This window comes from Actinoplanes lobatus (genome assembly GCF_014205215.1).
In the GTDB taxonomy this organism is placed as follows: Bacteria; Actinomycetota; Actinomycetes; order Mycobacteriales; family Micromonosporaceae; genus Actinoplanes; species Actinoplanes lobatus.
On sequence record NZ_JACHNC010000001.1, the window covers coordinates 3,686,397 to 3,701,040 of the forward strand.

11 protein-coding genes are annotated in these 14,644 nt (G+C 73.0%); 7 read left to right on the forward strand and 4 right to left on the reverse strand.

From position 1 onward, the window contains the following. Positions 1-3: 3 nt before the first annotated feature. Both BJ964_RS17390 and BJ964_RS17395 read left to right on the forward strand, forming a co-directional pair. Positions 4-789, forward strand: coding sequence for a type 1 glutamine amidotransferase (locus BJ964_RS17390; RefSeq protein ID WP_188121636.1), 786 nt, complete (start codon positions 4-6; stop codon positions 787-789). Continuing rightward, positions 789-3,743 carry a bifunctional [glutamine synthetase] adenylyltransferase/[glutamine synthetase]-adenylyl-L-tyrosine phosphorylase gene (locus BJ964_RS17395; protein ID WP_188121637.1) on the forward strand — a complete coding sequence of 985 codons (2,955 nt, stop codon included), beginning with the start codon at positions 789-791 and terminating at the stop codon, positions 3,741-3,743. The genes BJ964_RS17390 and BJ964_RS17395 overlap by 1 nt, the downstream gene beginning before the upstream one ends. Here the strand turns inward: BJ964_RS17395 and BJ964_RS17400 are convergent, their stop codons facing one another. Both BJ964_RS17400 and BJ964_RS17405 read right to left on the reverse strand, forming a co-directional pair. Next, positions 3,744-4,481 carry a hypothetical protein gene (locus tag BJ964_RS17400; RefSeq protein ID WP_188121638.1) on the reverse strand — a complete coding sequence of 246 codons (738 nt, stop codon included), beginning with the start codon at positions 4,479-4,481 and terminating at the stop codon, positions 3,744-3,746. It abuts the gene before it with no gap. Positions 4,482-4,536: 55 nt separating this feature from the next. Beyond that, positions 4,537-4,977: a MarR family winged helix-turn-helix transcriptional regulator gene (locus BJ964_RS17405; protein ID WP_188121639.1), complete on the reverse strand. Its 441-nt coding sequence runs from the start codon at positions 4,975-4,977 to the stop codon at positions 4,537-4,539. 65 nt (positions 4,978-5,042) lie between these two features. Between BJ964_RS17405 and BJ964_RS17410 the strand changes: the two genes are divergently transcribed. After that, a complete protein-coding gene (locus BJ964_RS17410) occupies positions 5,043-5,276 on the forward strand; it encodes a hypothetical protein (protein ID WP_188121640.1) in 234 nt (77 codons plus the stop codon). On the opposite strand, the gene BJ964_RS17415 is transcribed toward BJ964_RS17410, so the two are convergent. Continuing rightward, complete coding sequence (locus BJ964_RS17415) at positions 5,192-7,231, reverse strand: HEAT repeat domain-containing protein (protein WP_188121641.1); 2,040 nt, start codon at positions 7,229-7,231, stop codon at positions 5,192-5,194. The genes BJ964_RS17410 and BJ964_RS17415 overlap by 85 nt on opposite strands. 9 nt (positions 7,232-7,240) lie before the next feature. Next, complete coding sequence (locus BJ964_RS17420; RefSeq protein ID WP_188126999.1) at positions 7,241-9,028, reverse strand: hypothetical protein; 1,788 nt, start codon at positions 9,026-9,028, stop codon at positions 7,241-7,243. A gap of 57 nt (positions 9,029-9,085) precedes the next feature. On the opposite strand from BJ964_RS17420, the gene mptB reads away from it, so the two are divergent. The 4 genes from mptB (at position 9,086) to BJ964_RS17440 (ending at position 14,643) form a co-directional block, all read left to right on the forward strand. After that, positions 9,086-10,471, forward strand: coding sequence for a polyprenol phosphomannose-dependent alpha 1,6 mannosyltransferase MptB (gene mptB, locus BJ964_RS17425; protein WP_188121642.1), 1,386 nt, complete (start codon positions 9,086-9,088; stop codon positions 10,469-10,471). Beyond that, the gene (locus BJ964_RS17430) at positions 10,398-11,534 is read left to right on the forward strand and encodes a glycosyltransferase 87 family protein (RefSeq protein WP_188121643.1); all 1,137 of its coding nucleotides are present in this window, start codon (positions 10,398-10,400) and stop codon (positions 11,532-11,534) included. The genes mptB and BJ964_RS17430 overlap by 74 nt, the downstream gene beginning before the upstream one ends. A gap of 9 nt (positions 11,535-11,543) precedes the next feature. Then, positions 11,544-13,640, forward strand: coding sequence for an esterase-like activity of phytase family protein (locus BJ964_RS17435; RefSeq protein ID WP_188121644.1), 2,097 nt, complete (start codon positions 11,544-11,546; stop codon positions 13,638-13,640). A 67-nt stretch (positions 13,641-13,707) separates the two neighbouring features. Further along, positions 13,708-14,643, forward strand: a complete 936-nt coding sequence (locus BJ964_RS17440; protein WP_188121645.1) for an ATP-binding cassette domain-containing protein — start codon at positions 13,708-13,710, stop codon at positions 14,641-14,643. Position 14,644 lies beyond the last annotated feature (1 nt).

Sequence of the window (14,644 nt, forward strand, 5' to 3'; positions counted from 1 at the left end):
CGGGTGGCCACCGCACTAGTCATCGAGAACGACCCCAGTGACGACCCCCGGCGCCTCGGCGACTGGCTGACCGAAGCCGGCCTGGAGCTGACCGTGCTCCGGCCGCACGCCGGTGACCGGCTTCCCGAGACGCTCGACGGCTATCTCGCCCTGATCGTGCTGGGCGGCGAGCAGAACGCGTATTCGTCGGCCGACGGCACCCCCGGCGCCCCATGGTTCCCGGCCCTGGAGGGGCTGCTGCGCAAGGCGGTCCGGCACCGGGTGCCGACCCTCGGCGTGTGCCTCGGCGGGCAGTTGCTGGCCATCGCGCACGGCGGCCACGTCGAGCGCGGCACGGCCGGGCCGGAGATCGGTCCCGGGCTGGTCGGCAAGCGCGACGCCGCCGACAAGGACCCGCTGTTCAAGTGGGTGCCGCTGCTGCCCGACGTGACCCAGTGGCACCGTGACGAGATCACCGAGCTGCCGCTGAACGCGACCCTGCTGGCCGCCTCCTCCCGCTACCCGCACCAGGCGTTCCGGATCGGCGACCGGGCCTGGGGTCTCCAGTTCCACATCGAGTGCGACGCCGACATGATCGCCGACTGGGTGCGCGACGACAGCGACACCCTGGCCGAGCTCGGCTACGACCCGGAGGCCGTGGTGCTGGCCACCGCCGCGTCGCTCGCCGACGTGGAGGAGGTGTGGCAGCCGTTCGCGGTCCGCTTCGCCTCCCTGGCGCTCGGCACCCTGCCCGACGCCGACATCCCGAACCAGGTCGTCGGCCGGACCCTGCCACTGCTGGGGCAGTGATGACCAGGCCCACCCCCCGCCTGGCCCGGTACGGGTTCGCCGACAACGGCGCCCGGGCCACCGACCTGCTCGGCCCGGACGGGCTGCGGCTGTGGGACACCGAGGCGCAGGCGCCGGTCGACGAGCGGGCCGCCGGGCTGCTCGAGGCGCTCTCCAAGGCCGCCGACCCGAACCTCGCGCTGCGCCAGCTGCACCGCATCGTCGAGTCGGTGGAGCGGCGCGGCGACGATCCCGGCGAGCTGCTCGGGGCGCTGGCCGACGACCACGGTCTGCGGCGGCGGCTGCTCGCCGTGCTGGGCGCGTCGTCCACCCTCGGCGACCTGCTGGTGGCCAACCCGGGGGAGTGGCGGACGCTGTCCACCGGGACGAGCGGCGGGCCACCGGACGCCGACGGAGGGCTGGCCGACTTCACGGAGCTGACCGTTCCGGCCCTGCGTACCGCGTACCGGATCTCGCTTCTGAGAATCGCGGCAGCCGACCTGACCGGCGGCAGAGGGCTGGAACCCACCATGGCCGCCCTCTCCCGCCTGGCCGATGAGACGCTGGCCGCCGCCTACGCGATCGCGGTGGCCGCCCTGCCGGAGAGCGTGGCGGAGCCGCGTCTCGCGGTCGTCGCGATGGGCAAGTGCGGCGGCAACGAGCTGAACTACGTCTCCGACGTCGACGTGATCTTCGTGGCCGCGAGTGACGAGGACCTGAGCGCCGGCACCACGATCGCCGCCCGGATCATCGAGATCGGCGGCCAGGTGGCCTGGCCGGTGGACGCCGCGCTGCGCCCGGAGGGCAGCCGCGGCCCGCTCGTGCGCACCCTCGCCAGCCATCAGGCCTACTACCGGCGCTGGGCCCGGACGTGGGAGTTCCAGGCGCTGCTCAAGGCCCGTCCGGCGGCCGGCGACCTGGCCCTGGCGCAGGAGTGGATCGCCGATCTGGCGCCGCTGGTCTGGCACGCGGCCGAGCGGCCCGAGGCGGTCGCCGACGTCCGCGACATGCGCCGCAAGATCATCGACAACGTGCCGAAGAAGGAACTGGACCGGGAGATCAAACGCGGTCCGGGCGGGCTGCGTGACATCGAGTTCGCGGTGCAGCTGCTCCAGCTCGTGCACGGCCGGGTGGACGAGACGCTGCGCGGCGGCGGCACGCTCCCGGCGCTGCGCGCCCTGGTCGCCGGCGGCTACGTGGGCCGCGAGGACGGCGAGACGCTGCTGCGCGGCTACCGGTTCCTGCGCGGCGTCGAACATCGACTGCAACTTCAAAATCTTCGGCGTACGCACACCGTGCCGGACGATCCGGACGGGCTTCGCTGGCTCGCGGCCGCCCTGGGGTACACCGCCGTGCCCGGCCGGCACGCCGTCGAGGCCTTCCGGTCCGACTGGGTGGGGCACGCCGCCAACGTCCGCCGCCTGCACGTCAAGCTGCTCTACCGGCCGCTGCTGGAGGCGGTCGCCCGGGTGCCCGCCGAGGAGCTGCGGATGACCCCGGAGTCGGCCCGCCGCCGGCTGGAGATCCTCGGGTTCGCCGACCCGGTCGCCGCGCTACGGCACCTGGAGGCGCTGACCGGCGGCGTCACCCGGACCTCGGCGATCCAGCGCACCCTGCTGCCGATGCTGCTCCAGGACTTCGCCGACGCTCCGGAACCCGACCGTGGCCTGCTCAGCTACCGGCAGGTGTCGGACAAGCTGGGCAGCACGCCGTGGTATCTGCGGCTGCTGCGCGACGGCGGACCGGTGGCCCGTCGCCTGGCCCGGGTGCTGAGCCTCTCCCGGTACGCCACCGACCTGCTCACTCGCGACCCGGAGGCGCTGCGCCTGCTCGCCGAGGACTCTGAGCTCCAGCCCCGGCCGAGGGAGAAGCTGCTGGACGGGTTCGCGGCGGCCGGCGACCGGCACACCGACCCGGTGAAGGCCATCGGCGCGGTCCGCGCGCTGCGCCGCCGGGAGCTGTTCCGGCTGGCCAGCGCGGACATCCTGAGCCACGGCGGCGACCTGGCCCCGGACCGCCCGCTCGGCGTCGACGCCATCGGGGTGGCTCTCTCCGACGTCACCGACGCCACCCTGAACGCGGCGCTCCGGATCGCCCGGCGCGCCAAACCCGGCCCGGACGGGCTGCGGTTCGCGGTCATCGGCATGGGCCGGCTCGGCGGGTACGAGATGAGCTACCCCTCCGACGCCGACGTGCTGTTCGTCTACGAGCCGCCGGCCGGCTGCCCCGAGGGTGAGGCCAGTGCCGCGGCGCACGCCATCGCCGAGGAGATGCGCCGGCTGCTCAACGCCCCCGCCCCCGATCCGGCCCTGGGCGTCGACGCCGACCTGCGCCCGGAGGGCCGGCAGGGCCCGCTGGTGCGCAGCCTCCAGGCCTACCGGCAGTACTACGACCGCTGGTCGAAGGTGTGGGAGGCGCAGGCGCTGCTGCGGGCCCGGTTCGTCTGCGGCGACGTGGAACTGGGGCAGCGGTTCGAGACGCTGGCCGACCGGATGCGCTACCCGTCCGGCGGTCTCACCCGCGAGCAGGTGGTCGAGATCCGCCGGATCAAGGCCCGGGTGGAGACCGAGCGGCTGCCTCGCGGCGCCGACCCGAACACGCACACCAAACTCGGCCGGGGCGGTCTCGCCGACGTCGAGTGGGCGGTCCAGCTCACCCAGCTTCGGTACGCCCACGAGCTGCCCGGGCTACGCCGCACCCGGACCCTGGAGGCGCTGTCCGAGGCCGACGGGGCGGGCCTGGTCAGCGAGTCGGACGCGGCCGAGATGGCGGCCGGCTGGACGCTGGCGGCCCAGGTCCGCAACGCCCTCACCCTGGTCCGTGGCCGCCCCACCGACCAGCTGCCCCGGCACGGGGTCGAGCTGGCGGGCGCGGTGCTCCTGCTGGGCGGCGGCGACCCGGGTGAGTTCGTGGACCGGTACCTACGCTTGACCCGGCGGTCCCGGGCCGCGATGGAGCGGGTGCTGGAGTCCTGATCAGCACGGCTCGTTGGTGGCGTCCCCGCGCAGCATGCGGTAGGTGTTCCCGGTGGTGCTGAGCACGTAGACGGCCTGCCACCGGGTGCAGGTCTCGTCGAGCCGTTCCGGCGGCCCGTGCCCGTCCTTCTGTTCGCTGCGGAAGGTCACCTCGGCCCGCAGCCGCCCGGACGCCGCCTCGGCCAGCCGGACCAGGACGACGTCCGAGTCCCGGGTCGTCGACGTGCCCTCGGCGAACGCCGCCATCTGCCCGGCGTCCGTCGGGTCGATCTCACCGGCGGGGTCGAGCACCCCGGCGACGGCCCGGTAGTCCCGCTCGTTGATCCCGGTGAAGTACGTCTCCAGCATGTCCGCCACGTCGTCGGCCCGCGGATCGGTGACCGCCTCGGCCACGGTGACCAGGTCCACCGTGTCGTCCTCCAGGATCGGGGTGGTCGGCGCGGTGCTCGGGACCGGCGCCGCCCGTGGGGCGGGACGCTCCGGGCCCAGCAGTCGCGGCCCGCCCAGCACGGCGGCCGTCACCAGGGCCGCGATGAGGACGGCGATCGGCAGGGCGGGCAGTAGCCGGCTGCGCGACGGCGGCCCGGACGGCTCCGGATCGGCTGGTTCGGGAATCCAGAGCGGAGCCGGTTCGGGCGGCTCCCAGATGATGGCCCGCGCCGGGCGGGGGCGGTGACAGACCGCGCACTCGTCCGGCGTGCCGGAGTTCCGTTCCCCGCAGTCGATACAGACCCACATGCATGTGCCAACGAGCCCGGCCCATCCAGGGCCGCGGATGTCACGCGTGCGGGTGTCAGCCGGTCGCGGCCACAATCACTCTTGTCAGTGCGGCATGCACCTGACGAAGGTCCTCGATCGGCATGCCGAGCCGCTCGACCACCGCGGGCGGGATCCGCTCCGCCTCGGCCCGCAGCTCCCGGCCCCGCGCGGTCAGTGTGATCGCCAGGCTGCGCTCGTCGGCGCGGTCCCGCTCACGCCGCAGGTAGCCGATCGCCTCCAGCCGCTTGAGCAGCGGGGACAGCGTGCCCGGGTCGAGTTGCAGCAGCTCGCTGAGACGGCGTACGGAGAGCGGGGCGTGCTGCCAGAGGGCGAGCATCACCAGGTACTGAGGATGGGTCAGGCCCATCGGCTCCAGCAGCGGGCGGTAGATCGCCACGACACTGCGGGCGGCCACCGACAGCGCGAAGCAGACCTGCTGCTCCAGCGCCAACGGGTCTTCCACGGGTTCGCTCATCACGGCTACTCTAGCAATCGTTGGGGCACCAATCATTGGCCTGCAAACTGTTTGAGGAGCACGTCGTGTCGAGGTTCTCGGAGTGGTTCCACCGGACGTTCGACGACTGGGCCTTCCGGTCGTTCATCGGCCCGGCGCAGACCAGGGGCGCCGTCCAGGGGTGCGACGAACCCGCCCGCGAGCAGTGGAAACGCGACCTGGAGAACCGGAAGCGCTACACCCGCGAGCAGCGCGAGCGCAAACGCGCCGAGAGGGCCGCCCGGCACAGCTCCAGCAGCCGTTCGTCGTCGCTCACCTGACCCGACGACCACGAGTTCTCCCGGACGTTGTGCCGCCGGTCCGCCGCGACCTCGGCCCGCAGCAGCGGCTCCAGCGCCTCCGCGAGCGGACCCGCGGCCGCCTCGGCGATCCTCGGCCGGGTGAGCGGATTGCCCTGCCAGGCGGCGGCCAGCACCGGTGCGGCCCGCTCGGCGTCACCGTTGATCCGCCACAGCGCGAGAGCGGCCCGGGCCGGTGCCCACCAGTGTCCCTCCGGCGGCGCGTCCAGATACGTCGCGACCAGCGGCGCGGCCGCGGCGGCGGCCAACCCCATCGCGGCGATCTCCTCGAACGCGTCGGCGCCGGCCGGGCCGTCCAGCCGGGCGGTCAGCAGCGACAGAGCACCCGGGTCCCGGTCGATGCGCCACAGCGCCCCGGCCGAGGCCACCGCGAGGCGCGGGTCCTCGCCGGTCGCGGCCCGGCGCAGGGCGGGCAGCGCCGTCCCGGCCGCCGGCCCGATCCGGCCGAGCGTCGCGGCCGACCAGTCGTCCAACGGCGAGGCCAGCAGCCGGGGCACCGCCGGGGCGGCGGCCGGGCCGAAGGAGCGCAGCGCGGCCTGAAAGCCGTACCACTCGGTGGGTTTGCGTTCGCCGGGAGCGAGGACCGGGAACACGGACAGGATCTCCGGAACGATCCGGTCGGCCGACCCCGGGTAGGAGGCGAGCAGGTATCCCGAGGATTGCGGCCGCTGCGGCAGCCGCACGGCGGTGAGCAGCGCCGACAGGGCACGATCGTCGCCCAGCCCGGCGAGGATGTTGAGGTAGGGATGGAGTCCGGGCGAATCCGCGGAGTACCGGACGGTCCACTCCGGCAGGCCGTCGCGCCAGGGCAGCGCGTCGATCGCGGCGAACCGCCGGGCCACCGTCTCCACGGCGGGGGCGGCGACCGGTCCCCAGTCGGCGAGCATCTTCGCGGCCATCTCGGCGATCCGCGGTGGACGATCCAGCAGGTCGGCGACCAGGAGAACCACCGCGCGGTAATCGCCGCGCCACCGGTCGATGATCTTGTTGGCGGCGAACATCGCGTCACCGGCGAGATCGTCGTGCTTCGAGGCGAGCAGCGGGGCGACGATCGCGACCCGGTCCGCCACCCGGGGGCCGAGCGGGTCGGTGAGGTTTTCGATGATCCGCTCGCAGTGCGGCGCCCGCCGCCCCTGAGCGCTCTCCTCCCACATCTCCCGGATCGAGCCGATCAGCGTGTTCGTGGTGAACCCGGCCGGCTCGGCGGGAGCGCCGGGTTCGGCGTAGGCCCGCTCGAACAGGCCGGTCACGCCGTCGAGCGGAACCCGGTACGGATCGGTGTGCGCCACGGCCGCCAGCGCGGCCACCGCGGTGGAGGCCGGGCCGGTTCCGGCGAGCGCGAGCAGATGAGCGATCCCGGCGTCGTCGAGTTCCACGCCGCACAGCGCGTCGAGCAGGGCCCGGCGTACGGCGGGGTCGGCCTCCGTGTTCAGCAGGCCGGTGAGCAGGGCGGGCAGGTCCGGTACGGCCGGGCCGAGCGCGACCAGGAGCTTCGGCGCGGCGGCCCGCACCCGAGGGTCCGGGTCGGCGGCGAGGCCGGTCAACGGCGCCAGGGCCGCCACGGCCAGCGCGTTGGCCCGGACCGCCTGTCGCAGCATCTCGGCGCCGTCCTCGTCGAGTTTCTCCTCGTCCGGCCATTCGCGGAGGTCGGCGATACCCGCCAGCAGTTCGGCGATCCCGTCCCGGCCGGGCAGTTCCGGTGTGGTCACCGCCTCGATCAGGTACGGCATCGCCGCAACGGTGGAGTCGTAGACGTCGCCCTGGTGGTGGACGCAGCCGTACATGGCGTCCAGGGACTCCTCGCGGGTCGCCGGATCCGGATCGACCAGGCCGCGGATCCAGCCCGGCACGTCCTCGGCCGAGCCGTAGGCGTGCTCCAGCGAACCCCAGTCGATGTCATCGATGCCCGCGAACATCGACGCAGCCTAGATCAGGCTGCTGGTCAGCGTGTACCGGCCGGCGGCCGGGACCCGGACCCGGGTCCATTCGCCGTCGGCGGTCACGGTGGCGCCGCCGGAGGCGGTGAGCCAGCGGTGGTGCCGCACCCGGACGGGCACCTCGCCGGCCGCGGGCGCGTCGAAGACGATCGTCGCGCCGTCCTGCCGGACCAGTGTCGCCGGGGCGGCCACGATCGGGCGCGGATCGGCCACCTCGTACAGCCGCCAGTGGGCGTCGCTCCAGACCAGCGACAGATACGGCAGGCCGGCGGTGACCATCTCCGCCTCCGTCCGGCCGGGCCACGCCAGGTCCACGTCGGGGACGGCCACGAACTGGACCGCCTCGTTGTCCAGCCAGGCCCGGTAGGAGTCGGCGGTCAGCGGCACACCGGTTCCGGAAGCGCCCGGGACGGTGGTGAAGAACAGCGGGTTCCGGTCGATGTCGGCCTGCCGCAGCCAGCCGCGGGCCAGCGGGATCCCGCCCATCGAGGCGGCCTCCCAGTAGGACCGGGTGGTCGGGATCTCCACCCGTCCGGTCAGCGTCCCGGCCGCCAGCCGGTCCCGCAGCGGCCGGAAGTAGGCCTCGTCCGCCGACGGGTTGCCGATGTCGCGCACGTCACCCGGCACCACCATCGGCTGCCACCACGCCACCGCGACGATCAGCGCGAGCAACGCGACCGCCGGCCTCCAGCGGCGAGTCGCGGCCGAGGTTTCCGCAAACCCCTCAGCGGTACGGGGAACAGCGCCCAGCGGGGTACGGAGCATCGCGCGCCGGGGCCATGTCGCGTAGGCGGCCAGCACCGGGAGGGCGAACATCGTCGCGAGGCGGGTGGCGTTCAGGCCCACCGGGGTGTGGATCAGCGCGGCGGCCAGCACCCCGGCCGACGACAGCAGCGCCCCGATCCGAACCGGCCGCAGCGGCACGAGCAGCGCCACCAGCAGCCCGGTCACCACGGCGTGCAGGGTGTCGGTGCGGCTGATGTTCATCCACCCGCCGTCACCGAAGAGCAGCGCGGTCACCGCGAGCGGCACCGCCGCCGGAACAGCCAGCAGCAGCCCGTCCCGCACCCGCCGATCGGTCCGCGCGCCGGGTTCGGCCGGACCCGGCGAAGGGCCATGCAGGAGGGCGGTCAAGGCCTGCGAAGTGCGCGGCTGGCGGGCGGGTGTGGTCAGTGGGGAGTCGGTCGGGAGGGCGGTTGGGGCCCGCGAAGAGTTGGGCGAGATGGGCGCGGAGCCGGGGCGGAGGGCGGACAGGATCAGGGCTGCTCCGGCCAGGCCGGTGAACAGGCCGGCGACCGGGCTTGTCGCTCCGGCCAGGAACGCGGGGACCGCCGCGAGGCGGCGCCACCGGGGGACGGTGAGCAGGATCATGGCGGCGAGGCCGAAGCAGACCCCGAGGCCGTACGTCACCCGGCCGCTCACCAGGTTCCCGGCGAATCCGGCCACCCCGAGGAGGGCGCCGAGCAGGGGGCGGGCCGCACCGGTCCGGCGGAACAGCACCGCCATCAGCACCGGCCCGGCGACCAGGGTGAGAACGCCGGTCAGCCGCACCCCGAGCAGGGCCATCACCGGCTGTGACACCAGGCTGTAGCCGAACTGTTCGACCCCGGCGTACCAGCGCAGATCGACCGGGGTGACGCCGTGTTCGGTGAAGAAGGCGGCCCGGGCGACCTGGGCGGCCAGGTCCGATCCCATCGGGGGAAGCAGCAGGTAGCCGATGCCGAGGAGCACCGCGACCAGCGCGGTGATCCACTCCACCCGGTGCCGGACCCACATCCCGCCGACCCTACCGCCACCGTCCTGGTAGCAGCCTGTCACGGTAGGGTCCCTGTCATGCCCCGTCCCCGTCTCGTCCGTTACCTGGGCCTGGCAGGGAGTCTGTTCCTGGCGGGTGCGGCCTGGCTGGGCGGCGCGAGCAGCCCGTGGGAACCCACGGTGACGCCGCGCACCATCCTGGCCGGGCGCGACGGCGTGCTGCTGCCGCTCTGCTGGCTGCTCGGCACGGTGCTGCTGATCAGTGCGTGGTGGGCCGGGCGCCGAGCGGTTCCCGGTCTGCGGTGGGCCTATGTCACGGCCGGGCTGTGGGCGCTGCCACTGCTGCCGTTCCTGCCGCTGGGCAGCTACGACGTCTACTCGTACGCCTGTCAGGGCTGGCAGCAGGCGGCCGGGCTCGACCCGTACGCCGGCGGTGTCGATCTTCTGGGTTGTCCCTGGGCCGACGCCGTGGCGCCGACCTGGCGCACCTCCCCGGCCCCGTACGGCCCGGTGTTCCTGGTCCTGGCGGCGATCGCCGCGAAGCTGGGCGGCTCACTCACCGGGACCGTCGCCCTGCTCCGCCTGATCGCCGTGCTCGGTGTCGTGGCACTCGGCTGGTGTCTTCCGAGGATCGCGCGCCGGGCCGGGGTGCCGCCGGAGCGTGCCGTGTGGCTGGTGCTGGCCTGCCCGCTCGTGCCGATCCATCTGGTTTCCGGCGCCCACAACGAGGCGGTGATGGTGGCGCTGATGGCCGGTGGGCTGACCGCGGCCGTCGCCCGCCGTCCGCTGCTCGCCGGGGTCCTGCTGGGGCTGGCCGTCGGGGTGAAGGCGACCGCGGTCGTGGTGGTGCCGTTCGTGGTGCTGCTGTTCCCGGGGCTGCCCCGCAAGGCGATGGTCGCCGGGGGAGCGGCGGGTGCGCTGGCGGCCGTCTCGTTCGGTTCCGGGCTGGGCCTGGGCTGGGTGTCCGGTCTCGCGGGCAGCGGGGTGTCGGTGCAGTGGACCGCGCCGCCGACCGCGATCGGCATGACGCTGGAGCTGTTCGGCGTGCCCGGCGCGGTGGCCGTCACCCGGATCCTGGGGATGATCGCGCTGGCCGGGGTACTCGTGGTGCTGTGGTCGCGCGCCAGAGAAGAAGACCCGCTGCGGTACGCCGGCCTGGCGCTGGCCGCGACCGTGCTGCTCGCGCCGGTGTTCCACCCTTGGTACGCGCTGTGGCCGCTGGCCGTCCTGGCCGCCACCGTCCGGCGCGACACCCGTTGGTTGGTGGTGCCGCCCGCGGTGGCCGCCGCCCTGTGCCTGCCGGACGGCTACAACCTCGCCCTCGCCACCAAGGCGCAGGGCGCGATCGTGATGACCCTGCTCGCCGGTTACCTAGCGTGGAAAGTTCTGCATGAAGCGAAAAGCGATAGTCGCCGTCCTGGCGCTGATCACGGTGGCACTGATCGTCATCGCCGGGTTCCGTAACACGTACTTCGACTCCCGGGTCTACTACGGGGCGATCGTCTACTGGTTCCGTGACGGCGGCATGGTCTACGACTTCCTGCGGCCGGGCACCCCGTACGGGTTCACCTATCCGCCGTTCGCCGGGCTGGTCATGTACCCGATGGCGCTGCTGCCGCTGCTCGGCGTGATGACCGTCGCGACGATCATGACGGTGGCCACCACGGCGCTGCTCATGCACTGGCTGGTCGGCCCGGAGATCAAGCGCCGGGGCTGGACGCCGTGGTTCGCCCTGTCGGTGGCGGTCTGTCTGGCGCTGTCGTTCGAGCCGGTCCGCGAGACGATCACCTTCGGTCAGGTCAACATGCTGCTGCTGGCGCTGGTCGCCGGGGACATGCTGTTCGGGCTGGCCCGTGGCCGGAAGTGGGCCGGCGTCGGCATCGGCCTGGCCACCGCGATCAAGCTGACCCCCGGCGTCTTCATCCTCTACCTGCTGGTCACCCGGCGCTGGCGGGCCCTCGGTACGGCGATCGGCGCGGCGGCCGGGGCGACCCTGCTGGCCGGGGCGATCTTCCCGGACGAGTCCCGGGAGTTCTGGACGTCGGCGCTGTGGGACACCAACCGGGTCGGCCTGCTCTACTACCTGTCCAACCAGTCGGAGCGCGGCCTGCTGGCCCGGCTGCCGATCGAGGTCGTCGAGTCACGGGTGTGGCTGGTCTGCGTGCTCGCCACCATGGCGGTGTGGGCCTGGCGGGTGGCGAGGAGCCGCGACGACGTGGTCGGCGGCCTGGCGCTGACCGGCATCCTGGGCTGTCTGATCAGCCCGGTCACCTGGATCCACCACTGCGTGTGGCTGATTCCGGCGCTGGTCCGGTGCATTCTCCACGGTCGTCCCTATCTGGGCTGGTCGGCGTACCTTCTGATGACTTCGCACGTGACGTGGCTGTGGGAGAAACGGCCGCGGCCACCGCTGGAGCTGATCGGCGGCAACATTTATGTCTGGTTCAGCCTGGCTCTGCTGATCTGGACACCGGTCGGCACGCGTCGTTCGTCTGACGTCCACGAACCGGACAAGATCATCGCGTAGTCAGGGCGCATGTCCATTCGCCGTACCACCTCGGCGGTCGTGTCCGTCGCGGTCCTGGCAGTGCCGTCCGCGGCGGCGGCACACGGCCGCGCCCCGGAATTCCGCCGGCTCTCCACCTTCCCGGCCTACCTGAACTCGTCGATCGGCGACACGGCGGCCGCGGAGATCTCCACCGTCACCGATGACGGCCGTACGGTCGTCTACACCGACAGCCCGGGCAAACGCCTCGGCTTCGTCGACATCACCAACCCGGCGGCGCCCGAGCCGGCCGGCACCCTGGCGGTCGGTGGCGAACCCACCTCGGTCGCCCACCTGGGCCGTCTGCTGCTGGCCGGTGTCAACACCCGGACCAGCTTCACCGACCCGTCCGGCAAGCTGGTCGTGATCGACGCCGTGAGCCGGAAGACCGTTCGCGAGATCGACCTCGGCGGTCAGCCGGACTCGGTCGCCGTCGCCCCGAGCGGCCGCTACATCGCGGTCGCCATCGAGAACGAGCGGGACGAGGACGTCGACGACGGCGCCATCCCGCAGGCGCCGGCCGGGTGGCTCGCGGTCGTCGACACCCGGACGTGGGCGGTCAGAAAAATCGATCTGTCCGGTCTGTCGGCAGTGGCGCCGACCGACCCGGAGCCCGAGTACGTCAGCATCAACTCCCGCGACGAGGCGGTCGTCTCGCTCCAGGAGAACAACCACCTCGCCGTGGTGTCGCTGCGCTCCGGCAAGATCATCAACAGCATCGACGCGGGGACGGTCACGGTCAGCGGCGTCGACATCCTCGACGACGACCGGATCGAGCTCACCGGGACGATCACCGCGAAGCGGGAGCCGGACGGCGTCGCCTGGATCACCGACGACCTGTTCGCCACCGCCAACGAGGGCGACTACGAGGGCGGCTCGCGCGGCTGGTCGATCTTCAGCAAGAGGACCGGCAAGGTCGTCTGGGACGCCGGCAACAGCCTCGAGCACATCGCCGTCGCCTACGGGCAGTACCCGGACAAGCGCTCCGACGCCAAGGGCATCGAGCCGGAGAACGTGGCGTTCGCTCGGATGGGCGGCATCCCGTACGTCTTCGTGAACTCCGAGCGCGGCAACTTCACCGCCGTCTACGACGTGTCGAACCCGGCCAAGCCGAGGTTCCGGCAGCTCCTCCCGACCACCAACGGGCCGGAGGGCGTCGTCGCCGTACCGTCGCGCGGTCTGGTCGTCGTCTCCAGCGAGGAGGAGGACCCGTCGATCGGCATCCGCGGCACCGTCCAGGTCCTCGGCTTCGGCTCGCCGAAGAACCAGCAGGTCGTCTCGAAGAACGACATCCCGTGGGGCGCCCTCTCCGCGCTCTCGGCGGTGCCCGGTAGGCGGGACCGGCTGGCCGGCGTCACCGACGCCGTCTACTCGCCGACCCGCGTCCTCGGCCTCACCACCGACGGTGTCATCGACAGCGAGCTGACCGTCACCAGGGACGGAGCGCCCGTGGGCTACGACGCCGAAGGCCTGGTGGTGCGCAAGCAGGGCGGTTACTGGATGGCCGTCGAGGGTCAGAATCTTTTGGTACGCCTGAACGCGCGCGCCGAGGTGCAGGAGGAGATCCCCCTGTCCCCTGACGTCGCGGCCGCGATCACCGGCAACGGCCTGGAGGGCATCGCCGAGGTCGGCGCCTCGGTGTGGGTGGCCGTGCAGCGCACCATCAAGGGCGACCCGGCGAACACCGCCCGGATCGGCCGCTACGACACCGTCACCAGGACCTGGTCGTGGCTGCTCTACCCGCTGGACACCGCCCCCACCGGCTGGGTCGGCCTGTCCGAGCTGGTCGCGGTCGACGCGAACACGTTCGCCGTGATCGAGCGGGACAACCAGCGCGGCGCCCTCGCCGCGATCAAGCGGATCTACACCTTCGACGTCCCGGCCACCTGGACCGGTACGCCGACCGTGGAGAAGAAGCTGATCAAGGACCTGCTGCCGCTCTTGAAGGCGGACGGCGGCTGGGCGCAGGACAAGGTCGAGGGCCTCGCGGTCGCCGGTGACGGCCGCACCTACGCGGTCACCGACAACGACGGCATCGACGACGCCACCGGCGAGACCGTCTTCCTCGACCTGGGCCGGCTGCTCTGATACCCGCTGACACGGCGCCGACCCTCACATCAGCGCCGTGTCAGCGCCGCCGGGCACCGTCTCCACCATGGATGACACGAACGCGATCGTCGCCGAGGGCCTGGTGAAACGCTACGGCGACACCACCGCCCTGGACGGCGTGGACCTGGCCGTCCGGGCCGGGACGGTGCTCGGCCTGCTCGGCCCCAACGGCGCCGGCAAGACCACCGCGGTACGGGTGCTGGCCACCCTGATCCCGCCGGACGCCGGCCACGCGACGGTCGGCGGCCACGACGTGGTCCGGCGGCCGCACGAGGTCCGCCGGCTGATCGGCCTCACCGGCCAGTACGCCTCGGTCGACGAGTCCCTGACCGGCACCGAGAACCTGCTCATGATCGGCCGGCTGCTCGGCCTGTCCCGTCCGGCCGCCCGCGAGCGCGCCCGTACCCTGCTGGAGCGTTTCGACCTGTCGGACGCCGCCGGCCGGGCCGCCGGGAAGTACTCCGGGGGCATGCGCCGCCGCCTCGACCTGGCCGCCAGCCTGGTCGGCCACCCCCGCCTGCTCTACCTGGACGAACCCACCACCGGCCTGGACCCGCGCAGCCGCAACGAGGTGTGGGAGATCGTCCGCGGCCTGGTCCGCGACGGCGTGACCGTGCTGCTCACCACCCAGTACCTGGACGAGGCCGACCAGCTCGCCGACGAGATCGTGGTGATCGACCACGGCCGGGTCATCGCCACCGGCACACCCGCCTCGCTGAAGGCCCGGACCGGCGCGCAGACCGTCACCGTCCGGCCCGCCTTCGCCGACCAGCTCACCCGGGTCCGGGACGCGGTGGGCCGGGTCGCCGCCGGGCCGGCCGTGGTCACCGGTGAGATCGTCACCGCCCCGGTCAGCGACCCCGGCGCGCTCGCGAAACTCGTCCGCGACCTCGACGAGCACGGCCTCACCGTGGACGAGCTGGCGCTGCGCAGCCCCAGCCTGGACGAGGTCTTCCTGAGCCTGACGGGAGCGAACGCGTGAG

Coding starts and splice junctions, on each gene's coding strand:
- BJ964_RS17395 (WP_188121637.1), top strand. CDS start 789: ATGACCAGGCCCACCCCCCGCCTGGCCCGGTACGGGTTCGCCGACAAC.
- BJ964_RS17400 (WP_188121638.1), bottom strand. CDS start 4,481: ATGTGGGTCTGTATCGACTGCGGGGAACGGAACTCCGGCACGCCGGAC.
- BJ964_RS17405 (WP_188121639.1), bottom strand. CDS start 4,977: ATGAGCGAACCCGTGGAAGACCCGTTGGCGCTGGAGCAGCAGGTCTGC.
- BJ964_RS17415 (WP_188121641.1), bottom strand. CDS start 7,231: ATGTTCGCGGGCATCGATGACATCGACTGGGGTTCGCTGGAGCACGCC.
- BJ964_RS17420 (WP_188126999.1), bottom strand. CDS start 9,028: ATGTGGGTCCGGCACCGGGTGGAGTGGATCACCGCGCTGGTCGCGGTG.
- mptB (WP_188121642.1), top strand. CDS start 9,086: ATGCCCCGTCCCCGTCTCGTCCGTTACCTGGGCCTGGCAGGGAGTCTG.
- BJ964_RS17430 (WP_188121643.1), top strand. CDS start 10,398: ATGAAGCGAAAAGCGATAGTCGCCGTCCTGGCGCTGATCACGGTGGCA.
- BJ964_RS17435 (WP_188121644.1), top strand. CDS start 11,544: ATGTCCATTCGCCGTACCACCTCGGCGGTCGTGTCCGTCGCGGTCCTG.
- BJ964_RS17440 (WP_188121645.1), top strand. CDS start 13,708: ATGGATGACACGAACGCGATCGTCGCCGAGGGCCTGGTGAAACGCTAC.